Source organism: Rhizobium sp. X9 (assembly GCF_018873185.1).
GTDB classification, from domain to species: Bacteria; Pseudomonadota; Alphaproteobacteria; order Rhizobiales; family Rhizobiaceae; genus Agrobacterium; species Agrobacterium oryzihabitans.
On record NZ_CP071311.1, the window covers coordinates 1,457,339 to 1,478,600 of the forward strand.

Annotated in this window: 16 protein-coding genes, 1 tRNA gene and 1 riboswitch; of the genes, 8 read left to right on the forward strand and 9 right to left on the reverse strand. The window is 60.4% G+C overall.

The genetic code is table 11. The annotated features are described in order from the left end of the window. Complete coding sequence (locus JZY08_RS07180) at positions 1–837, reverse strand: ABC transporter ATP-binding protein (RefSeq protein ID WP_003495768.1); 837 nt, start codon at positions 835–837, stop codon at positions 1–3. A gap of 10 nt (positions 838–847) precedes the next feature. Beyond that, positions 848–2,008 carry an ABC transporter permease gene (locus JZY08_RS07185; RefSeq protein WP_003495766.1) on the reverse strand — a complete coding sequence of 387 codons (1,161 nt, stop codon included), beginning with the start codon at positions 2,006–2,008 and terminating at the stop codon, positions 848–850. Between the two features lie 143 nt (positions 2,009–2,151). Here JZY08_RS07185 and dgcA point away from each other — a divergent pair, with 143 nt between their 5' ends. Next, positions 2,152–3,135 carry an N-acetyl-D-Glu racemase DgcA gene (gene dgcA, locus JZY08_RS07190; protein WP_216331411.1) on the forward strand — a complete coding sequence of 328 codons (984 nt, stop codon included), beginning with the start codon at positions 2,152–2,154 and terminating at the stop codon, positions 3,133–3,135. Between the two features lie 569 nt (positions 3,136–3,704). Here dgcA and JZY08_RS07195 read toward each other — a convergent pair. Then, a complete protein-coding gene (locus tag JZY08_RS07195; protein WP_003495762.1) occupies positions 3,705–4,544 on the reverse strand; it encodes a UDP-2,3-diacylglucosamine diphosphatase in 840 nt (279 codons plus the stop codon). A gap of 228 nt (positions 4,545–4,772) precedes the next feature. Between JZY08_RS07195 and JZY08_RS07200 the strand changes: the two genes are divergently transcribed. Continuing rightward, entirely contained in the window at positions 4,773–7,088 is a 2,316-nt protein-coding gene (locus JZY08_RS07200) for an NADP-dependent malic enzyme (RefSeq protein WP_216331412.1), read from the forward strand. A gap of 136 nt (positions 7,089–7,224) precedes the next feature. Next, the gene (locus JZY08_RS07205) at positions 7,225–8,331 is read left to right on the forward strand and encodes a DUF2865 domain-containing protein (RefSeq protein ID WP_216331413.1); all 1,107 of its coding nucleotides are present in this window, start codon (positions 7,225–7,227) and stop codon (positions 8,329–8,331) included. 130 nt (positions 8,332–8,461) lie between these two features. Here JZY08_RS07205 and bluB read toward each other — a convergent pair whose 3' ends face one another. Further along, positions 8,462–9,178: a 5,6-dimethylbenzimidazole synthase gene (gene bluB, locus JZY08_RS07210; RefSeq protein ID WP_216331414.1), complete on the reverse strand. Its 717-nt coding sequence runs from the start codon at positions 9,176–9,178 to the stop codon at positions 8,462–8,464. A gap of 95 nt (positions 9,179–9,273) precedes the next feature. Continuing rightward, positions 9,274–9,459: riboswitch (cobalamin riboswitch) on the reverse strand. Between the two features lie 204 nt (positions 9,460–9,663). Then, complete coding sequence (locus tag JZY08_RS07215; RefSeq protein WP_216331415.1) at positions 9,664–10,494, reverse strand: TolB family protein; 831 nt, start codon at positions 10,492–10,494, stop codon at positions 9,664–9,666. A gap of 190 nt (positions 10,495–10,684) precedes the next feature. On the opposite strand from JZY08_RS07215, the gene JZY08_RS07220 reads away from it, so the two are divergent. Further along, a complete protein-coding gene (locus tag JZY08_RS07220; protein ID WP_216331416.1) occupies positions 10,685–11,062 on the forward strand; it encodes a glyoxalase superfamily protein in 378 nt (125 codons plus the stop codon). Between the two features lie 253 nt (positions 11,063–11,315). Here JZY08_RS07220 and JZY08_RS07225 read toward each other — a convergent pair whose 3' ends face one another. Continuing rightward, positions 11,316–12,995 carry an NAD+ synthase gene (locus JZY08_RS07225; protein WP_216331417.1) on the reverse strand — a complete coding sequence of 560 codons (1,680 nt, stop codon included), beginning with the start codon at positions 12,993–12,995 and terminating at the stop codon, positions 11,316–11,318. Between JZY08_RS07225 and JZY08_RS07230 the strand changes: the two genes are divergently transcribed. From JZY08_RS07230 to sthA, 4 genes are all read left to right on the forward strand, one after another. Beyond that, on the forward strand, positions 12,994–13,146 hold the full coding sequence (locus JZY08_RS07230; RefSeq protein ID WP_216331418.1) for a hypothetical protein: 153 nt from the start codon (positions 12,994–12,996) through the stop codon (positions 13,144–13,146). The two genes, JZY08_RS07225 and JZY08_RS07230, sit on opposite strands and share 2 nt — an antisense overlap. Before the next feature lie 71 nt (positions 13,147–13,217). Beyond that, positions 13,218–15,158, forward strand: coding sequence for an LTA synthase family protein (locus tag JZY08_RS07235; protein WP_216331419.1), 1,941 nt, complete (start codon positions 13,218–13,220; stop codon positions 15,156–15,158). Positions 15,159–15,270: 112 nt separating this feature from the next. Then, positions 15,271–15,804 (forward strand): DUF1003 domain-containing protein, encoded by a 534-nt coding sequence (locus JZY08_RS07240; RefSeq protein ID WP_216331420.1) that lies wholly within the window; start codon positions 15,271–15,273, stop codon positions 15,802–15,804. A 747-nt stretch (positions 15,805–16,551) separates the two neighbouring features. Then, positions 16,552–17,955 carry a Si-specific NAD(P)(+) transhydrogenase gene (gene sthA / locus JZY08_RS07245; protein WP_216331421.1) on the forward strand — a complete coding sequence of 468 codons (1,404 nt, stop codon included), beginning with the start codon at positions 16,552–16,554 and terminating at the stop codon, positions 17,953–17,955. Between the two features lie 248 nt (positions 17,956–18,203). Here the strand turns inward: sthA and JZY08_RS07250 are convergent, their stop codons facing one another. The 3 genes from JZY08_RS07250 to JZY08_RS07260 form a co-directional block, all read right to left on the reverse strand. After that, positions 18,204–18,854, reverse strand: coding sequence for a hypothetical protein (locus JZY08_RS07250; protein WP_003495742.1), 651 nt, complete (start codon positions 18,852–18,854; stop codon positions 18,204–18,206). 545 nt (positions 18,855–19,399) lie between these two features. Next, positions 19,400–20,878, reverse strand: coding sequence for a trigger factor (tig, locus tag JZY08_RS07255; RefSeq protein WP_216331422.1), 1,479 nt, complete (start codon positions 20,876–20,878; stop codon positions 19,400–19,402). A 238-nt stretch (positions 20,879–21,116) separates the two neighbouring features. Beyond that, positions 21,117–21,199, reverse strand: a tRNA-Leu gene (locus JZY08_RS07260). Between the last annotated feature and the right edge of the window lie 63 nt (positions 21,200–21,262).

Here is a 21,262-nt window from a genome sequence, read left to right on the forward strand (position 1 = left end):
TTACTCCACCGGATTTTCGTGTCTGCCGTCCGGAAGAACGACAGAGCGCGCCCGTTTGCCGCGGAAATAGGACTGCACCCAGGGATCGTCACAGGCAAACATGTCCTGCAATGTCCCTTCTACCAGTACCTTCTTCTGGCCGAGAACCGCGATGCGGTCACAGACGGAAAACAGGCTGTCGAGGTCGTGCGTCACCATATAGACGGTCAGGCCGAGCGAATCGCGCAAGCGCGCGATCAGCATATCAAATTCCGCCGCCCCGATGGGATCGAGGCCGGATGTCGGCTCATCGAGGAAGACGAGGTCGGGATCAAGCGAGAGTGCGCGCGCAAGCGCCGCGCGCTTGATCATGCCGCCGGAAAGCTCTGACGGGTATTTATCGCCCGCATCCGGTTTCAGCCCCACCATCTCGATCTTGAGATAGGCAAGCTCATCCATGAGCTTTTTCGGCAGGTCCAGATATTCGCGCATCGGCAGCTGGATGTTTTCCTTCACCGTCAGGCCGGAAAACAGCGCCCCCTGCTGGAACAGCACGCCAAGACGCTGGTCGAGCATCATGCGGTCGTCTTCACTCGCCTTGTCGTAATCCTTGCCGAGAATGCGGATCGCACCCGCCTGCCGCGGCAGGAGCCGCAAAATCGCACGCATCAAGACGGATTTGCCCGCCCCGGATGGGCCGATGAAGCCCAGGATTTCGCCGCGATAAACATCCAGATCGAGGTCTTCGAGCACATTCCGACCGTTGAAACCGACGGTCACGCCCTCGACGGAAAGCACCACCTCGCGGCCGTCCTTTCCGGTTTTGGTCTCATGCGGTTTCTGGTCCAGGGTTTCCAACGCGCCCTCCTTAAAAATCGATGGCTGCGTAGAAGATGGCGAAAAGACCATCCACCAGAATGACGACGAAGATCGACTTCACCACCGAGGAGGTGACGTGCTGGCCAAGCGATTCCGCCGAACCGCCCACCTTCATGCCCTCCACCGCCGCAACGATGCCGATGATGAGCGCCATGAACGGCGCCTTGATCATGCCGGCGGCAATGGTTGATTCCTCGACAGCGCCGTGCAGGCGCGACAGGAACACTTCGAAAGTGATGCCGGAATAGAGCAGCGCCACGATGGCCGCACCGAAAAGCGCTGCAAAATTGGCAAGAATGGTCAAAAGCGGCAGCGCGATGGTGAGCGCCACAAGACGCGGAAACACCAGTACACCGACAGGGTTGAGACCGATCACCTTCAGCGCGTCGATCTCCTCGCGCATCTTCATCGAGCCGATTTCCGCCGTGATCGCGCTTCCGGACCGGCCGGCGATCATGATCGCGGTCAGCAGAACGCCGATTTCGCGCAATTGCAGAATGCCGACCAGATCGACGACGAAGACTTCCGCACCGAAATATCTGAGCTGGAACGCGCCCTGCTGGGCAATGATCGCGCCAATCAGGAACGACATCAGCATGATGATCGGCACGGCGCGCACGCCCATATGGTCGATCTGGTTGACGATCGCCGCCGGCGAGACGCCACGGCCGCGCCCGAGCTTCATCTGCGCGCCGCGCACGGCGGAGCCGAGAATATACATGCCGGCGAGGAAATCCGCGCCGTTCTGAACCACGGCCTGGCCGATCGGCGCGAAAATACGCTCCACCAGCCCCGGCCTGGCGACGGGCTCGGCCTCCATCTCCGCCTTGTCAGGCAATTGGCCGATGACGTCTTCGATCCGGTCGTTGCCGGTCAGCGTAACGGTTGCGCCGTTTGCCTCAAGGTCCCTGCGCAGACGCTGGATAATCCACGCGCCTGTCGTGTCGATGGCCTCCACGGAGGAAAGATCGATGTCCACGGGGCCGGCAGGTTTGCTTTTTTCAATCCTGTCGAGGCTCTCGAAAATGCCGGAAAGATTGCTGTTGCGCCAGGAGCCGGTCATGACATAGCGCGAGCCGCCGCCGGAGACGCTGTCGTCCTCGGTGATTGCGGCCGGGTTCGCCTGTTGCCGTGTGTCCTGTTCTTGCATAATGCTCCGAGCGAGTGCAGCCGTCACGAGATTCTTAAAGGTTTCATAACGTTTCGGTCTCCGGCAAGCCACAGTGACGGCCGACAATTCGTGATAAATTTGGCGTCATGTGTCTTTTGTCGCCCAATCGGAAGTGAAAAAACATGCCCCGTTACCTGCAAGCCACAACACAACGCTTCCCCGTCGCCGGCAGCTTCACCATTTCGCGCGGCACCCGCACGCATGCGGATGTCGTAACGTGCTCCATCCGCGATGGTTCCTTCACCGGCCATGGCGAATGTGTGCCCTATCCGCGTTATGGTGAAAGCATCGACGGCGTCATTGCCGATATCGAGGCTATTGCGGAGCAGATCGCCGACGGCCTGACGCGGCAGGAACTCCAGCAGGCGATGCAACCGGGCGCCGCCCGCAATGCCGTCGATTGCGCGCTGTGGGATCTCGAAGCCAAGATCAGCGGTAAAAGCGCTGCCGAGCGCATCCTCGGACGGGCTGCAGAACCGCTCGTCACCGCCTACACCATCTCGCTGGCCGACCCCGAGACCATGGCCGCGAAAACGGCGGAAAATGCAGGCCGCCCGCTGCTGAAGATCAAGACCGGCACGGCGGACGACGAAGCGCGCCTGCGCGCCGTGCGTGCCGCAGCCCCGCAAGCGCGCATCATCATCGACGCCAATGAGGGCTGGAATGATTATAATATCGAATATTATCTGAGGCTTGCGGCGGAACTGAAGATATCGCTGATCGAACAGCCGCTTCCCGCCGGCAAGGACGCCATCCTCGCCCGCATTGACCATCCGGTGCTGATCTGCGCCGACGAAAGCGTGCATTCCACCCGCGACCTCGCAGGCCTGCGCGACCGTTACGATGCGATCAACATCAAGCTCGACAAGACCGGCGGGCTGACCGAAGCGCTCGTCATGAAGGCGGAAGCGGAGCGCCTCGGTTTCACCATCATGGTCGGCTGCATGCTCGGCACCTCGCTCGGCATGGCGCCTGCGGTGCTGGCGGCGCAGGATACAGCCTTTGCCGATCTCGACGGGCCGCTGCTGCTGGCTGAGGACCGTGAGCCCGGTCTGGTTTATGAGGGTTCGCTGGTTTATCCCGCACGGCCGGAATTGTGGGGGTAAGCCCCGGCTATTGAAGGCGGAGAAACAAGGTGCGATATCACCGCTGGTTTCTTCTCCCCGCCGGGGAGAAGATGGCCCGAAGGGTCAGATGAGGGGGCAAGCTCTCCGAATATCTCTACCCTCGCCCCCCTCATCCCGCTGCCGCGACCTTCTCCCCGGCGGGGAGAAGACACAAGGGGCACGCACTCGCCTCGCATGAATGAGCTGAGGCATGTCTCTAAAGGGTCGCTGATTTATCCGGCCTGCTGGAAATTGAGGGCGCCGCTCTCGCGCGGGCCAAGGCTCTCGCGCGCTAAGAATGACGAGACTGCGCGCCGTCATTCCATCCGCGCTCGCTTTCACGAAAAGCAAACGGCGATTCTAAACCTCTCCGTTGTCATCCTCGGGCTTGACCCGAGGATCCATCGCTCCGGGTTGTGGATCCTCGGGTCAAGCCTGAGGATGGCGTAGCAAGTTATTCGGAGCATGTAGGCAACACCCGCGAGGTCACACCATCGCCGTCGCCCGCATTACCCAGCCAGCACATCCCTGTGAAACGCACCGTCGCGGCAGAGGTTGGCATGCCTCAATCAGGCCGCATGCTTCCCGATCAGCCCCGGAATATCCACCGGCTCCATCTCATCCGATGTCTGTTCGGCGGTAACGTCGCTTGTCTGCATCCAGGTGATCAGCTCGAAGCTGCCATCGGCGTTCTCGGCGATTGCCGTGCAGCTTTCCACCCAGTCGCCGGTGTTGATGTAGCGGATGCCGTCCATGTCTTCCATCACCGCATGGTGAATGTGCCCACAGATGACGCCGTCGACATTGTTGCGGCGTGCCTCGTCGGCGACCACGCGCTGGAATTCGCCGATGAAGTTGACGGCGTGCTTCACCTGAAGCTTCGCCCAGGCCGAGAACGACCAGTAAGGCAGGCCGATGCGGCGGCGCACGGCGGCAATGGCGATGTTGATCGCAATCGCCGCGTCATAGGCCCAGTCTCCGAGATAGGCGAGAAGGCGGGCATTGCGCACCACCACGTCGAACTCGTCGCCATGGATGACCAGATATTTCTTGCCGTCGGCAGCCTCGTGGATCATGCGCTCGGCCACTTCGATGCCGCCGAAATGCATGCCCGGAAATTCCCGCAGGAATTCGTCGTGGTTGCCAGGAATATAAACGATGCGCGTGCCCTTGCGGGCCTTGCGCAGGATTTTTTGCACCACGTCGTTGCAGCCCTGCGGCCAGTACCAGCTGCGGCGCAGGCGCCAGCCATCGACGATGTCGCCGACCAGAATGATCGTCTCGGCCTCGTGATATTTCAGGAAGTCGAGCAGATAATCCGTCTTGGCCGCCTTGGACCCAAGATGGACATCCGAAATGAAAAGCGTTCTGAACTGTCTGGTTTCGATTTGACCGGCCACGGATTTCATCCCCCTGTTCGGTTGCGTCCCTGCGGCTTTCTTACCTCTCAGAACCAGACTCGTGTTTCAGCAACATGACAGACGTCGGATTTTATATGAAATATGACGAATGGCTTCACGAAAACGCGAATAAGTCATGCCTGTATTTGCATGAATGCGCGGCAAATAACGGCTGTACCACGGGGAAGTTTGTTGTATTCAGGGGGCCGGAATGAAACCAGATATGACGGTGGAAGAATGACCTCTCACGATAAGAACAATACGCCCGCCAACACGGCAAAGGCCGACATCGAGGAACAGGCGCTCTTTTTCCACCGCTATCCGCGTCCCGGAAAGCTGGAAATCCAGGCCACCAAACCGCTCGGCAACCAGCGTGACCTGGCGCTCGCCTATTCGCCGGGCGTTGCCGCCCCCTGCCTCGCCATCCATGAAAATCCTGAGATGGCGGCGGAATACACCGCCCGCGCCAATCTTGTCGCGGTCATTTCCAACGGCACCGCGGTGCTTGGTCTTGGCAATATCGGCCCGCTTGCCTCCAAGCCGGTCATGGAAGGCAAGGCCGTCCTCTTCAAGAAATTCGCCGGCATCGACGTCTTCGACATCGAGATCGACGCACCCGGCATCAATGACATGGTCTCCACCATCGCGGCGCTGGAACCCACCTTCGGCGGCATCAACCTTGAGGACATCAAGGCGCCGGAATGTTTCGAGGTGGAACGCCAGCTGCGCGAAAAGATGAACATCCCCGTCTTCCACGATGACCAGCACGGCACGGCGATCATCGTCGCCGCCGCCGTCACCAATGCGCTGGAACTGGCCGGAAAATCGCTCTCGAGCGTCAAGATCGTCGCCTCGGGTGCAGGTGCGGCAGCCCTTGCCTGCCTCAACCTTCTCGTCGCCATGGGCGCGAAGAAAGAAAACATCTGGGTCCACGACATTGAAGGCCTCGTTTATGACGGCCGCAACACGCTGATGGACGAGTGGAAGGAAGTTTACGCCCAGAAGACCGACAAGCGCGTCCTTTCCGAAACGATCGATGGCGCCGATGTCTTCCTCGGCCTTTCCGCCGCCGGCGTCCTGAAGCCGGAACTGCTGGAGCGCATGGCGGAAAACCCGCTGATCCTCGCGCTTGCCAACCCCAACCCGGAAATCATGCCGGAGGCGGCGCGTGCGGCCCGGCCGGATGCGATGATCTGCACCGGCCGTTCGGATTTCCCGAACCAGGTCAACAACGTTCTCTGCTTCCCCTATATCTTCCGCGGCGCGCTGGATTGCGGCGCAACCACGATCAACGAGGAAATGAAGATGGCCGCCGTGCAGGCCATCGCCGAGCTTGCCCGTGAGGAAGTTTCCGAAGTCGCGGCAAAAGCCTATAGCGGTGAAACGCCGATTTTCGGCCCGAACTACCTCATCCCGTCGCCTTTCGATCCGCGCCTCATCCTGCGCATCGCCCCGGCGGTTGCCCGCGCGGCTGCGGCAAGCGGCGTCGCCGCCCGGCCGATCACCGATTTCGAAGCCTATCTCGACCAGCTGAACCGTTTCGTCTGGCGCTCCGGCTTCATCATGAAGCCGGTCTTCAACGCTGCCAAGGCCGCCGAAAAGAAGCGCATCATCTTTGCCGAAGGCGAAGACGAGCGCGTGCTGCGCGCCGCCCAGGTGCTGCTGGAAGAAGGCACCGGCATTCCGATCCTCATCGGCCGTCCGCAGATCATCGAAACGCGCCTGAAGCGCTTCGGCCTGCGCATCCGCCCGCATGCGGATTTCGCCGTGGTCAATCCGGAAGACGATCCGCGCTATCGCGACTATGTCGATGATTATTTCGCCCTCGTCGGTCGCGCCGGCATCAACCCGGAAGCGGCCCGTACCATCGTGCGTACCAACTCAACGGTGATCGGCGCGCTTGCGGTCAAGCGCGATGAAGCGGATGCACTGATCTGCGGCCTCGAAGGCCGCTACGACCGACATCTTCGCGACGTGAACCAGATCATCGGCAAGCAGGAAGGCGTGCGCTCGTTTGCGGGCCTCAGCCTGCTCATCACCCAGCAGGGCGCGCTGTTCCTTACCGACACTTTCGTCAATTACGACCCGACGTCAGAGGAAGTGGCTGAAATGGCCATTCTCGCGGCCAAGGAAATCCGCCGCTTCGGCATCACGCCGAAGATTGCCCTCGCGAGCCATTCCAATTTCGGCTCGCGCGATTCCGAAAGCGCCCGCAAGATGCGCCGCGCCCTGAAGATCGTGCAGGAAGCCGCACCGGAACTGGAAGTCGATGGCGAAATGCAGGGCGGCTCGGCGCTTTCGGAAGCGCTGCGCAAGCGCGCCATGCCCAACAGCGTGCTGACCGGCGAGGCGAACCTCTTGGTCTTCCCGAACCTCGATGCCGCCAACATCACGCTTGGCGTCACCCGCACCCTGACGGAAGGCCTGCATGTCGGCCCGATCCTGCTCGGCACGGCCCTGCCCGCCCATATCCTGTCGCCCAGCGTCACCTCGCGCGGCGTGGTCAACATGGCGGCCTTTGCCGTCGTGCAGGCCTCGCACCCTTCGGTGTGATAGAGGCCGCATTAACGCAATTTTGAACAGGCTGTTGCCGCATTGCGGCAACAGCTTATGTTATCTTCCTGAAACACGGATTTCGTGAAGTATAACGCCCCTGCCACCGGCCGGGGACATCGAACGGATCGAACAATTGACCCGGCGCCAAAGCCGCATCATCGGCCTCCTGCTTCCCCTCGTCTTCATCGCTCCGGCCGCCGCTTTTGCGGATCAGGTCTGTGACACTCTCTACGCGCAATTGCGCGAGCCGCCGCGCGTCATCGGCAACACGGCCGAGGTGCGCCGCTATGCCAATGCGCTCACCCGCCAGAACATAGAAATCCGCAGGATCAAGAACGATCTGCGCCGTTACGGCTGCTCGTCAGGCAGCGTCATCATTTATGGCAGCCCCAATGCCGGGCTCTGCGCCGAGATCGGCGATGCCCTGGTCGATGCGCAGAGCGAGCGCGACGCCATCATCCGCGACCGTGACGATGCCATGGCAGCGCAGCGCAGCGACGACGGCGACATCAGACGCCAGCGCATTCTCGCCGCGCTCGACGCCAATGGCTGCAGCCCCCTCCCTGAAACGGAAGCACAGCTGCCGCCGGCTCCCGATGTCACCCGCTACCCCGATGCCTTTCGCCAGCAGGAAAATCAGCCGGGACAGGCCGGGCTTTCGCCCTATCCCGGCTCCGCCGGGGAAGGTGGGCTTAGAACCCTCTGCGTGCGCACCTGCGACGGCTCGTTTTTCCCCATTGCCGCCAATGCCTCGCCGCTTGATTTTCGCGCCCAGGCGGAGCAATGCCAGAAAATGTGTCCGGGAACAGAGACGGAGCTTTATTTCCACTCCATGACGGATCAGGAAACCGCCGACATGGTGTCTGCCGAAACCGGAAAACCCTACAAGGACCTGCCAACCGCCTTTGCCTATAAAAATGCCTCGGCAAAGGCACCGGGCTGCGCCTGCAACATGGCCGCCTATCACGACGAGATGCAGAAGCAGGAAGAGGCAGCCCGGCCGGAAGCCGAAAAACCCTATTCCGGCATCACCACCATCCCATCACCGCAAGGCGACAAGGCTCAGAAACCCGCAGAGCAGCAGCAGGCCGCAAAGCCGCCGGAGCAACCGGTTCCTGAACGCGACTACGACCCGAACGACAGCAAGGTCCGCGTCATCGGCCCGAAATTCCTGCCCGATCAAACTGGGCGGATCGACCTGAAGAACCCCGCGCTGAAGGGTATACAGCCGCAGCAATAGCGTGCTGTGGGGCCTCCCCCTTAGGGCGGTCAGTTATGGAGCGAGCGCGTGCAGCTTGTTTCTTCTCCCCGACGGGGAGAAGAAACAGGCGGCAACGCTTTGCCTCTCACAAGCGAGCCCCAGCCTCCCTCTACCGCCCGCCCCACCGGTTGCGAAACACCAGTTCCTCCAGCGGCACGCGCTGACGCCAGCCCTTCACCGCCAGTTCCGGTTCGGTGTAAAGCTCATCGACGCGGCCGAGGCAGAGCCAGGCGACGATTTCGATATGGTCGGGGATTTCCAGAATGGCGCGAATGTCGCTGTCGTGGAAAATGCTGACCCAGCCGACGCCGATGCCTTCGGCGCGGGCCGCCAGCCAGAGGTTCTGGATGGCGCAGACGGTCGAATAGACATCCGTGCGCGGATTGTGGGTGCGGCCCAGCACCACCTTGCCGCCACGCGTCGGATCGCAAGTGACACAGATGCTGAGCGGCGCCTTGCGGATGCCCTCGAGCTTCAGGCTGCTATAAAGCGCCTGCTGCTCGCCTTCAAACATCGCCGCCGCCTCCTCATTGGCGCGGCGGAACGCCACCCAGGCCGCCTGTCTGACCGCGCCGTCGGTCACAAGCGTGAAATTCCACGGCTGCATGAAGCCGACCGAGGGGGCGGAATGCGCCGCCTTCAGCAAACGCTCCACCACATCATCCGGCAGCGGATCGGGCAGGAACTGGTCGCGCACATCGCGGCGGGTTTCAATGACGCGGTAGATCGCCTCGCGCTCCTCCTCCGAAAACGGGCGAGCGGGCGAAAGCGCATGATCGGACGCATTGGCATCGAGTGAACTGGTCGCGAGCGGATCGGTCGGCATCGTCTATCCCCAACAATGCTGGCGCGCCGCCATAAAAACCGGCTCCGGTTTCCAAACGCACGACACGCCCTTCAACAACCTGCCGCCGTCCACGCAGCCAGTCTATCCTGTCAGGCCGGTCTTCTGACTCGGCTTCATCCGCCCGCTTTCGCCTTCCCGAATTGCTTCAGTGGCATCAGAAAAAGGGCATCCGCCTCACAGCGCTGGGCACGTTCCGGTTTCGCACCGGATTCCCGATTCTCCCGCCGCAAATTGCGGGCACCTGACGCAAGAACCTATGGGCAAGAAAGCTTGCGAATACAAGCATATTGCAGAGCGATGCGGCAATGTGACCATGGCGAGCCCCCTACACCTCCGTCATTCCGGCCTTGAGCCGGAATCCAGCCAGCCCAAGTCCTTGGGCTGAGACGAGTCTTTTCACCGCGCAGACGCGCGTCTACTGGATTCCGGCTCAAGGCCGGAATGACGGGTCCTCCTTTACCGCATCACTCCACGGGGAAATAACGCACATACGCAAACTCATCCCCATCCGGTGACCAATTGGGTGAATTCATCGTTCCCTGCCCGCCAAACAGCTCGAACAGCGTCTCCACATTGCCGCCATCCATGTCCATCAGCCGCACGCGCACATCAAGATCGCGCGGGTGGTCGAAGACATCGGCGTCGTAGGAGACGAAGACCACCTTGTCACCCCTGGGGGACGGGTGCGGGAACCAGTCGCCATAAGCGCTGTCAGTGATGCGCTCGACGCTGGAGCCATCCACCCGCACGCGCCAGATCTGCATCAACCCGGTGCGGCTGGAATTGAAATAGATCCACCCGCCATCCGGCGAATAATCCGGCCCGTCATTACGGCCCTCACCATGGGTAAGGCGCGTTTCAACACCGCTGGCTATATCCATGGCATAGATGTCGAAAACCTGATCGCGAATGCCGCAATAAGCAAAGCTTTTCCCATCCGGCGACCAGCCGTGCCAATAGGACGGAAGGTTCCTTGTCATCAGCCGCGGCGTGCCGCCCGTCGATGGCAAAAGGTAGATGGCGCTCTTGCCGAATTCCACCTTGTCTGAAATGGCATAGAGCGAACCATCAGGCGAAATGCCGTGGTCGTTGTTGCAGAGCGTGGCAAAGCCGGTATCGACTTTCTCCGGCGCAGCATCACCGGCAAGAGACAGGCGATAGAGCAGCCCTTCGGCGTTCAACAGCAGATATCTGCCGTCCGGCGACCAGTTCGGCGCCTCGAACAGCTCGGATGTCTGCCACACCACCCGCATCTGCCGGGTGCGGATGTTGAAGATTTCGATGGAACTGCGCATGCTGCCTCCCGGGCCTGTCGATAGTCTGGATCGGGACGGCGCGACGCAGATATTCCATTTGCATCCGCCACCACCGTGATTATGATCCTAGGGCCGCAGGCACCGTCCTGCAAATTCAAATAGGAAAAAACGCCAGCGCTCCGGCACCGCCCGCACCGCTTCCCGTTTCTCCCAGATCCGAGGTTCCGCGATGAATACCATCGCCGATCACGGCATCCGGTTCGGCCGGATCGCCGCAATGCTTCCTGTCAAGAATATCGAAAAAGCCCGTGATTTTTATGTCGGCGTGCTGGGTTTCGAAAAGACCTTCGAAAACGGCAATCCCGTCGGTTTCATGATCCTGAAACAGGGCAATGCCGAGCTGCACCTGACATTGCAGCCCACCCATAAGGCAGCGCCCTTCAATGTGGCGCATATGATGGTCAGCGATGTCGATACGCTGCATGAGATTTGCAAAAGCCATGGGCTGCGCATCATCAAGGGCCTGCAGGACAAGGATTATGGCCTGCGTGCCTTCGTTTTCGAAGACCCTGATGGCAACCGCATCGATGTGGGGCAGGTCATTTAAGGTGAGTGAGCGGCGCGGGGTTTTCTCCGCGCCGTCTGTTTAAACACGAAGCCCCACTGTGGACCGAGCACATGCCACTTGTTTCTTCTCCCCGCGGGGGAGAAGTCCGCGGCAGCGGGATGAGGGGGCAAGGGTCGAGATATTCGGCAACGTTACCCCCTCATCCGACCCTTCGGGCCACCTTCTCCCCGGCGGGGAGAAGAAACGAGCGGCAACGCCGAGCAAAACATCCGCTACCAGCGCCTTCCTTCAATCACCGATCCCGAAACCGGTTGGTAATCGGATAACGCCGGTCACGCCCAAAGTTCTTCTTGGTGATCTTCACGCCGGGCGCGGATTGCCGGCGCTTGTACTCGGCGAGATAAAGCAGATGCTCCACCCGGTGCACCGTCGCCACGTCATGGCCGCGTGCAAGGATTTCCTCGACTGACATTTCCTTTTCCACCAGGCATTCCAGAATATCGTCCAGAACCGGATAGGGCGGCAGCGAATCCTGGTCGGTCTGGTTGGGGCGCAATTCGGCCGACGGCGCCTTGGAGATGATGTTGGCGGGGATCACCTCACCCGAAGGCCCGAGCGCACCCGGCGGCACATGGCCGTTGCGCCAGGCGGAAATGGCGTAGACCTGCATCTTGTAGAGGTCCTTGATGGGATTGAAACCGCCATTCATGTCGCCGTAGAGCGTCGCATAACCCACCGACATTTCCGACTTGTTACCCGTCGTCACCACCATCGAGCCGAACTTGTTCGAAACGGCCATCAAAATGGTGCCGCGCGTGCGGCTCTGCAGGTTCTCCTCGGTAATGCCCTCTTCCGTGCCTTCGAAAAGATCTGACAGTGCCGAGAGGAAACCCTCCACCGGCTCGACGATCGGCACGATATCGTAACGGCAGCCCAGCGCTTTCGCGCAATCGGCCGCGTCCTTCAGCGATTCTTCCGAAGTATAACGGTAAGGCAGCATGATGCAGCGCACCCGTTCCTCGCCCAGCGCATCAACCGCAAGTGCCGCACAGATCGCCGAATCGATGCCGCCGGAAAGGCCGAGAACCACGCTCTTGAAGCCGTTCTTGTTGACATAATCGCGAAAGCCCAGCATGCAGGCGCGATAATCCGCCTCCTCACCTTCCGGAATTTTCGAGAATGGCCCGCTTTCGCAGCGCCAGCCTTCCTCGGTGCGTTTCCAGTCGGTGACGGCAAGTGTCGCCTCGAACTGGCTCATCTGGAAGGCAAGCGTCTTGTCGGCATTGAAGGCGAAGCTTGCGCCATCGAACACCAGCTCGTCCTGCCCGCCAAGCTGGTTGGCGAAGACCAGCGGCAGGCCGCTTTCGATCACCTGTTTCAGCGCCACCTGATGGCGCACATCCAGCTTGCCGCGATAATAGGGCGAGCCATTCGGCACCAGCAGGATTTCCGCCCCGCTTTCAGCGAGCGTTTCGCACACGCCCATCTCGTTCCAGATTTCCTCGCAGATCGGAATGCCGATCCTGATGCCACGGAAATTATAGGGACCGGAGATCGATCCTTCGGCGAAAACACGCTTTTCGTCGAACTCGCCGTAATTCGGCAGGTCGATCTTGTCGCGCAGCGCGATGATCTTGCCGCCATCCAGAAGCGCCACGGAATTGTGCCGTCCCGCCTCGCCCTGGCGCGGAAAACCGATGACGATGCCCGGCCCGCCATCTGCGGTTTCCGCCGCCAGCTCTTCCACGGCCTTCAGGCATGCTTTCAGGAAAGCCGGTTTCAGCACCAGATCTTCCGGCGGGTAGCCGGATATGAAAAGCTCGGTCAAAAGCAGAAGATCGGCGCCCTGCGTCGCCGCATCGGCCCTTGCCTCGCGCGCCTTGGCGAGATTGCCCGCCACGTCGCCAACGGTGGGATTGAACTGCCCGACGGCAATCCGGAGATGGTTCTGGATATCGTGTCTGTCGCTCATGGCTTTTCAATACCGCGCCCTTGCCCGCTCCGCAACGCGGCAATTGCATGGCGGCACCCGTTACGCATGGCAGGCGCGCGTTCACGCTAAGGTTATCGCCGCACCCGCCAGGCTGCGCAAAGTTCATGTCGCGTTCATCGCGCTTATGTGACAGTTACATGACACTTTTGCGACACCCGATTCACCTCCCCGGATCGGCCGTGCCGCCTGCAATACCGGAGTATGAGTTTGAGACATTCGGCGCCAAAAACAACGGCTTCCGAAAAGGCTGGTTTTGTCTTTTCGCCTGCATGGACGCGGAGCCTTTTAAAGCTTTCGGGCACGGCCTATACGCTTGCCAATCTGACCTTTTCTTCAGTCGTGCTTGTCGTTGCGCTGGAATGGATCGCCCGTGGTTCCCTCACGGATGTCGGCGCTTTCCTCACCTCATCCGCCCGCCCGGGCTTGACCACCATTGCCGCCGTGCTGCTGCTGCTTGTGGCGCTGGATTCTATCCTTGGCCGTCGTTATCTGTCGCTGATCGCGGTTGCGCCGCTTTGCCTGCTGACGGGCCTGATCTCCGCCCAGAAACAGACCTATCTTTCCGATCCGCTTTACCCTTCCGACCTGCTGTTCGGCCGGCAGATTCTCGAGCTTCTGCCCACCATGCTGAAAGCCCAGCCGCTGACAGCCGTGCTGGTCGGCCTTGGCCTTTGCGCCACGGTTGCGGCCCTTGCCGCTCTCTGGCTGCTGGCACGCCGCCATTCGCCGGGGCTGAGCTGGCGTGAACGCTTCGCAGGACTGGCGCTGGCGCTGCCACTTCTGGCCAGCCTCGCCTCCCTGATGGACTATTCGCATTATTCCTGGGTGCGCGATCGCCTCAACATCATTCCCATGATGTGGGACCAGCAGGAAAATTACCGCCATAACGGTTTCCTGATGGCTTTTGCCTTCAACATTCCGATGGCGAATGTCTCGGCCCCGCAGGGTTATGGTGAAAACAGCATCGCCGACCTGACGGCGCAACCCGCCGCCTTCGCCGCCAACAAGGGCGATTATCCTGATGTCATCATGCTGATGAGCGAATCGCTCTGGGATCCGACCCGGCTTGAAAAGGTGAAACTCTCGGCAGACCCGATGCCGACCATCCGCGCCAAGCAGTCCGGCAACGTGTTCTCGCCGGAATTCGGCGGCATGACGGCGAATGTGGAATTCGAGGCGCTGACCGGCTTTTCCAACGCTTTCCTGCCCTATGGCAGCATTCCCTACCAGCAATATATCCGCCGCCCGGTGCCCTCGCTCGCCAGCTTTTTCCGCGGCGAAGGTTATTCCGCCATCGCCATGCATCCGTTTCAGGAATGGTTCTGGAACCGCAAACAGGTCTACAGGAATTTCGGCTTCGAGGAATTCCGCTCGGAAGAGACATTGCCGCCCATGGAAAAGCGCGGCAACTTCGCCTCTGACGATGCGTTGATGGAAGAGATCATGGCGACGGCCGAGCAGGCCCGCAACCCGCTCTTCCTCTTCGCCGTCACCCTGCAGGGACACGGTCCCTACGAGGCGGGCCGTTATGCCGCCGACACCATCGGCGTGGAAGGCGATCTCTCTCCTTCGGCATCGCAGGCGCTCACGACCTATTCGCAGGGCGTGGTGGAAGCTGACGAAGCGCTTCTCAAACTGATGCGCTGGGCCAAGAAGCGCGACCGTGAGACCATCATCGTCCTCTTCGGCGATCATCTGCCACCGCTTGGCCAGACCTTCGTCGAAAGCGGCTACATGCCCGGCATGGTGGCCAGCCGCCGCGCGCCGCTGGAGGTCATGAAGAAGGAACACGAGACGCCGCTCGTCGTCTGGTCCTCGAAAAAGGGCGTGCGCAAGAATATCGGCACGATCAGCCCGGCGCTGTTGCCCTACCATGTGCTGAAGACCGCCGGCTTTTCCGATCCCTTCTACACCGGAACGCTCGGCGAGGTTCAGCAGGCATTTTCAGTCATCGACCGGCACATGCTGGTCGGGACGGACGGCGAGGCCCAGCCCGACTGGTCCATCGCCCCGAATTCCATTCCCGACGTGGTGCGCGATTACCGCCTGCTGCAATTCGACATGATGTTCGGCGAACAATATGGCCGCGAGCGCTTCTTCCCCGGTTTCAACTGGGTCAATGAGGGCACGCCCTCCGTCTGATGTTTTGGCGTGGGACGCGTGAACCGCATGGTGGTGGAAATCGTTTGAATTCCATCGCCATGCGGGTTTATCTCGAAACCCGTACCGAACCATCCGCAAACGGAGAAACACCGTGACCGATATCTCCGATTATATCGTTTCGCATTTCAAGCGCTCCTCCCGTGAAATCGGTGAGGTAGAACGCCGCATTCTGGAACTTTCGCACCAGAAAAAGCTGGTTTCGAGCGACATCAATGCGGAATTTTCGGCCGGTGCAAGTCTCGGCGACAGGCTGGCCGACAATATAGCCAAGGTTGGCGGCTCCTGGGGTTTCATTCTCAGCTTCGGCCTGTTCCTGGTGTTCTGGGCGGTCGTCAACACCATCGTGCTGGCAACGAGGGCCTTCGACCCCTACCCCTTCATCTTCCTCAACCTTCTGCTCTCCATGCTCGCCGCCATCCAGGCGCCGATCATCATGATGTCACAGAACCGGCAGGCCGCCCGCGACCGCTTCGAGGCCGCCAAGGATTATGAGGTGAACCTGAAGGCAGAGCTGGAAGTGCTGTCGCTGCATGAAAAGATCGATGTGAAGGTGCTCGCCGAGCTGGTAGCGCTGCGGCAGGATCTCGCGAGCCTCCACCACCATGTCACCCGGAAAGAGGACTGACAGAGGTAAAATTTTTCCCCAATTTTCCCCGCGTCGGCAGGTGCTGTTATCCTCTGTTCAGTCCTGCCGGGTGGATGCCAGACGTGGCGCAAACCGGGGACGGTTCTGATGGGGACGGTGGCGCGTTCGTGACGACAGAACCATTTCGCAAAGTGCGGTGCACTGCCCTTTGCGAGATTCAGCATGGTGAAAGGCCTGGCTGCGCAACGCATCCCACCCACACCAACCTCAACCAAAGCGCAGCCGGGCAATCGCCCGACGCACCATGACAATCCCCCGTTCGGCAGCGCCGTGGGGGATAAAGCTGTTGGGTTTTTCGAGCATAGTGGACGAGGCGCGTGTGGCTTACCCCCCTCTGCCCTGCCGGGCATCTCCCCCTCAAGGGGGGAGATCGATCTGCGGCATGGCCTCGCCCAACTCAACGCTTGCGAATGGAGTTGTAAAAGAGCTTCTTGCCGATCTCCCCCCTTGAGGGGGAGATGCCCGGCAGGGCAGAGGGGGGTAAAGCTCCACGCACCCCCGCTCCGCTATGAATCGCACAACCTCCTGAAAGTTCACACCCAGTTACGAATCCGTCAGATTCTTGCGCTACAGATTGACGCAGGCGTTTGTTGCATTGCACTCTTGCGGGCAAGGCTGACTGGGGAATCACTCCCAATCGTCAAAATGGCATCACGACCATTTCGCGGCGACGCCACACCGGACACCACCGTTCGGTCAACGCAATGCATTCTACCGGGGTTTTTCATGCACCAGTTCGATCTGATAGTTGTCGGCAGCGGTCCGGCCGGAAGACGGGCCGCCATTCAGGCCGCCAAGCTCGAAAAGAAGGTTCTGGTCATCGAGAAGGGCAGCCGCGTCGGCGGCGTTTCCGTGCACACCGGCACCATCCCTTCGAAGACCCTGCGCGAAACCGCGCTCAACCTCACCGGCTGGCGCGAGCGTGGCTTTTACGGCCGCTCCTACCGAGTCAAGCAGGAGATCGACGCGGACGATCTACGCCGCCGCCTGCTCATCACGCTGGACCACGAGGTCGAGGTGCTGGAACACCAGTTTGCCCGCAACCGCGTGCAGCACATTCGCGGCACGGCCAGCTTCGTTGACGCCAACACCATGAAGGTGGTGAAGAGCGACGGTGAAATCATGACCGTCACCGGCACCTCCATCCTGCTGACCATCGGCACCCGCCCCTACCGGCCGCCGCATATTCCCTTCGATGGCGAGGCGGTGCTCGATTCGGACGAGATCCTCGAGATCAAGGAATTGCCGCGCTCCATGGTCGTCGTTGGCGCCGGCGTCATCGGCATCGAATATGCCACGATCTTCAGCGCGCTCGACACGCAGGTGACGGTGGTGGAGCCGCGCGAAACCATGCTGGAATTCATCGACAAGGAAATCGTCGAGGACTTCACCTATCAGCTGCGCGACCGCAACATGAAGCTGATCTTCGGCCAGAAGGCGGAAAAGGTGGAGCGCGACGAGACAGGCAAGTGCCTGGTCACGCTCGGCAATGGCCGTGTTCTGAAAGCCGAGACGGTGCTGTTTGCCGCCGGCCGCGTCGGCGCGACCGATACGCTCAATCTTTCGGCCTGCGGCCTTGAGGCCGACAGCCGCGGCCGCCTGAAGGTCGATCCTGAAACCTTCCAGACCTCGGTGCCGAACATCTATGCCGCCGGCGACATCATCGGTTTCCCGAGCCTTGCCTCCACCTCGATGGAACAGGGCCGCATCGCCGCCCGCCACGCGGTGGGTGCCCCGGCCGGCGAACCGCCGCAATTCTTCCCCTACGGCATCTATGCCGTGCCGGAAATCTCCACCTGCGGCCTGACGGAAGAAGAAGTCATCGAACGCGGCATTCCCTATGAGTGCGGCATCGCCCATTTCCGCGAGACTTCGCGCGGCCACATCATGGGTCTAGACAGCGGGCTCTTGAAGATGATCTTCTCGCTCAAAACCCGCCGCCTGCTTGGCGTCCACATCGTCGGCGAAGGTGCGACCGAACTGGTGCATATCGGCCAGGCGGTGCTGAACCTGAAGGGCACTGTGGAATATTTCGTGGAGAATACGTTCAATTACCCCACGCTGGCTGAGGCCTACAAGATTGCCGGGCTGGATGCATGGAACCGCATGGGTGAGATCAAGAAGGATTGAGCTGCGCGTTCCAGAGAACAACGCGCCAATCTGTTCAGCCAGCGCTTATGCCAAGGTCCTGGCACCCTCGCCCGTCATACCGGCCCTGAGCCGGTATCCAGCCAGCCCAAGTCCTTGGGCTGAAACGACTCTCATGGCGCAGACGCACCCTTGCTGGATGCCGGATCAAGTCCGGCATGACGGAGGAGAGGCCTTTATCTCCATCTTGCATTTCGCCTGCGGACACGCATTGCAGGCAGCCCGCCCACTCACCAGCGAATACTATACCGCGCACTGACCCCCGGCCGGAAGTGATCCGCATAGCCCTGATCCAGCGTTCCCCGCACCGTCAGATTATCGCCGATCTTCTGCTCCACTGCCACACCGCTGCTGAACTCGTTGAAGCTGTTGCGGCTCGCGCCCGTCAGCACGAAGGCGGTGCCGGTTTCGGAGCGGGAAAGGCGCAGCGATTGGGAAACATCGAGGCCGTTCCACTGCTGCGCCGTGCCATCATAGCGAACGGTGAAATTGCGGTTCGCCTCTATATCCAGTTCTGGCGTGACGATACGCTTCTGCTGCGAGGTCATGGAAACGCTGCTCGACCCCGTCAGTGCGTTGAAGATGACGCCGACATCGCGGGCAAGCGAGACGCCGGGCAGCTGCTCCGCCAGCAGCGTCACGTTACCCCACAGACGTACCGGCGTATCCACCACCTGCCCCGTCCTTGAGGCGTTCATGCCCATTTCCAGCCCCGCCCTGATCGGCGTATCGACCGGCAGCTTGGCGCCGATGCGCGCCGTATAGGAACGGTCGGAATTCTTGACCGGCTTCCAGATCAGCCCGGCTTCGTCGGCATGGGCGGCAGTGCCGGTGACGGCAAACAGGGAAAACAACAGGGCAAAGCCCGTTCGTGGCGACATATCTTGTCCCCTGGCAAATTAAGGGCGCACCGGGAGAACCCGGCAGGCACGGTAAAAGCGGAGGCCAATGGTTTTGGCAGCGATGTCGGCCGCACGGAAGCGGCCCATGTTTCCTTCACGGCTGCACCCGACAGCCAAGGCAAATCATGCTGCGCAGGGTGCCAGATGAACGGGAGATGAACAAGAGCAGATGCAGCAAAAATTCATGCTGCACTGCATTGTGATCGGGGAACAGCAAAAAGTTTTTTTGACGGCAAGGCGGCATAGGCTCTCGTTATGCCAGACTCGATCCGTAAGTGCGTCCCCCACCCCTCATTCCTGTGCTTGTCACAGGAATCCAGCCGACGCGCGTATGCGCGGCGAGAGACTTCTTTCGGCCCAAAGACTTGGGCTGTCTAGTTTCCTGTGACAAGCACAGGAATGAGGAAGAGGAAAGGCCCGGGATGACCGGGTACGGATGTTTTCAGTCTTGCCAAATCTCAAAAACGAAAAAGGCCGCAGCTTTCGCCGCGGCCCTTTGTTCGATCAGCTGTCGCTGAAGAAGATTATTCGGCGTCGCCTTCAGCGGCCTTCTTCTTGGCCGGAGCCTTCTTCTTCGGAGCGGCTTCTTCGCCTTCAGCGGCGTCGTCAGCCTTGGCAGCAGCCTTTTTCTTGGCCGGAGCCTTCTTCTTGGTTTCCGTTGCTTCTTCGCCGTCGTCAGCCAGAAGCTCTTCCTTGGAAACGGTCTTGTCCGTTACCGAGATTTCGGAGAGCAGCTTGTCGATAACCTTTTCTTCGAAGATCGGAGCGCGCAGCGAAGCGGAAGCGCCGGGCGTGTTACGGAAGAAATCGAGGATTTCCTTCTGCTGGCCGGGGAACTGCTGCAGCTGCTGGAACAGTGCGCGCTGCATTTCTTCTTCGGTCACTTCAACACCGGCCTTTTCGCCGATTTCGGAGAGAACGAGGCCGAGACGAACGCGACGTTCAGCGAGCTTGCGATATTCTTCGCGGGCTTCTTCTTCGGTCGTGTCTTCGTCAGCAAAGGTCTTGCCGGACTGAGCGAGATCGGTGTTGATCTGGCGCCAGATATTGTCGAACTCGGCGTCAACCAGGCCAGCCGGCGTGTCGAACTTGTACATTTCGTCGAGCTGGTCGAGGATCTGACGCTTGACCTTTTGGCGGGTGATGTTGCCATACTGGCTTTCGATCTGGCCCTTGACGATTTCCTTCAGCTTTTCAGCCGATTCGAGACCGAGCTTCTCTGCCAGTTCGTCGTTGATTTCGACGGCAGCAGCAGCAGCGACTTCCTTGACGGTGATGTCGAAGGTGGCGTCCTTGCCGGCCAGGTTCGCAGCCGGATAATCGGCCGGGAAGGTCACGGTGATGGTCTTTTCGTCGCCAGCCTTGACGCCGACCAGCTGGTCTTCGAAGCCGGGGATGAAGCGGCCGGAGCCGAGAACCAGTTCGGCATCTTCGGCAGCGCCGCCATCGAAGGCTTCGCCGTCAACCTTGCCGAGATAGTTCATGGTAACGCGGTTGCCATCGGCAGCCTTGCCCTTCTTGGGTTCGAAGGTGCGGGCGCTTTCGGCGATCTTGAGGATCTGCTCGTTGATTTCGTCTTCAGAGACTTCCACAACTTCACGGGTAACCTTGATGCCGTCATTGGCCTTCAGTTCAATGGCCGGAATGATTTCATAGGCAACGGTGAATTCGAAATCGGATTCGGCCGACAGGATCTTTTCAGCTTCCTGCTCGTCTTCGGTCATGGAGATGGCCGGCTGCGTTGCAGACTTTTCGCCGCGGCTGGAAAGTATTTCAGACGGCTTTTCACGAACCAGCTCGTTGACGAGGTCGGCCATGATGGACTTGCCATACATCTTCTTCAGATGGCCCATCGGCACCTTGCCGGGACGGAAGCCGTTGATGCGAACCTTGTCCTTGGCGTCAACCAGGCGCTCGTCCAGACGGGCCTTCATGTCGGCGGCCGGAATAACGACCTTGAGTTCGCGCTTCAGCCCTTCAGCGAGCGTTTCGATAACCTGCATTTTCCTAACCTTCACATCATGGCGGCGGTGCTCAGACAGCCGTTGGTTTACTTTCGAGCACTGCGCCGGAAACTTCGCTCCCCGGCCGTGGCTTCCATTATTTCTTCACACAAAGCGCCTGCCCGACGAAATTGCGCCAGCGCCCAAGATAAAGGCGCAAGGGGATGATGAACCCCAAAGCCCTTGCATCATCAAAGATGCACCCTGGCGCAAGCGTGGCACAGCCATGCTTTGCTAGTGGTGCGGGTAGAGAGACTCGAACTCCCACGCCGAAGCGTTGGTACCTAAAACCAATGCGTCTACCAATTCCGCCATACCCGCACGTTGGGCGGCGGTATGTCACAATGTTCAGAAAGGGTCAAGCACGCCTTGTCGCCGCCTTTC

Coding starts and splice junctions, on each gene's coding strand:
- JZY08_RS07185 (WP_003495766.1), bottom strand. CDS start 2,008: ATGCAAGAACAGGACACACGGCAACAGGCGAACCCGGCCGCAATCACC.
- dgcA (WP_216331411.1), top strand. CDS start 2,152: ATGCCCCGTTACCTGCAAGCCACAACACAACGCTTCCCCGTCGCCGGC.
- JZY08_RS07195 (WP_003495762.1), bottom strand. CDS start 4,544: ATGAAATCCGTGGCCGGTCAAATCGAAACCAGACAGTTCAGAACGCTT.
- JZY08_RS07200 (WP_216331412.1), top strand. CDS start 4,773: ATGACCTCTCACGATAAGAACAATACGCCCGCCAACACGGCAAAGGCC.
- bluB (WP_216331414.1), bottom strand. CDS start 9,178: ATGCCGACCGATCCGCTCGCGACCAGTTCACTCGATGCCAATGCGTCC.
- JZY08_RS07215 (WP_216331415.1), bottom strand. CDS start 10,494: ATGCGCAGTTCCATCGAAATCTTCAACATCCGCACCCGGCAGATGCGG.
- JZY08_RS07220 (WP_216331416.1), top strand. CDS start 10,685: ATGAATACCATCGCCGATCACGGCATCCGGTTCGGCCGGATCGCCGCA.
- JZY08_RS07230 (WP_216331418.1), top strand. CDS start 12,994: ATGGCTTTTCAATACCGCGCCCTTGCCCGCTCCGCAACGCGGCAATTG.
- JZY08_RS07225 (WP_216331417.1), bottom strand. CDS start 12,995: ATGAGCGACAGACACGATATCCAGAACCATCTCCGGATTGCCGTCGGG.
- JZY08_RS07235 (WP_216331419.1), top strand. CDS start 13,218: ATGAGTTTGAGACATTCGGCGCCAAAAACAACGGCTTCCGAAAAGGCT.
- sthA (WP_216331421.1), top strand. CDS start 16,552: ATGCACCAGTTCGATCTGATAGTTGTCGGCAGCGGTCCGGCCGGAAGA.
- JZY08_RS07250 (WP_003495742.1), bottom strand. CDS start 18,854: ATGTCGCCACGAACGGGCTTTGCCCTGTTGTTTTCCCTGTTTGCCGTC.
- tig (WP_216331422.1), bottom strand. CDS start 20,878: ATGCAGGTTATCGAAACGCTCGCTGAAGGGCTGAAGCGCGAACTCAAG.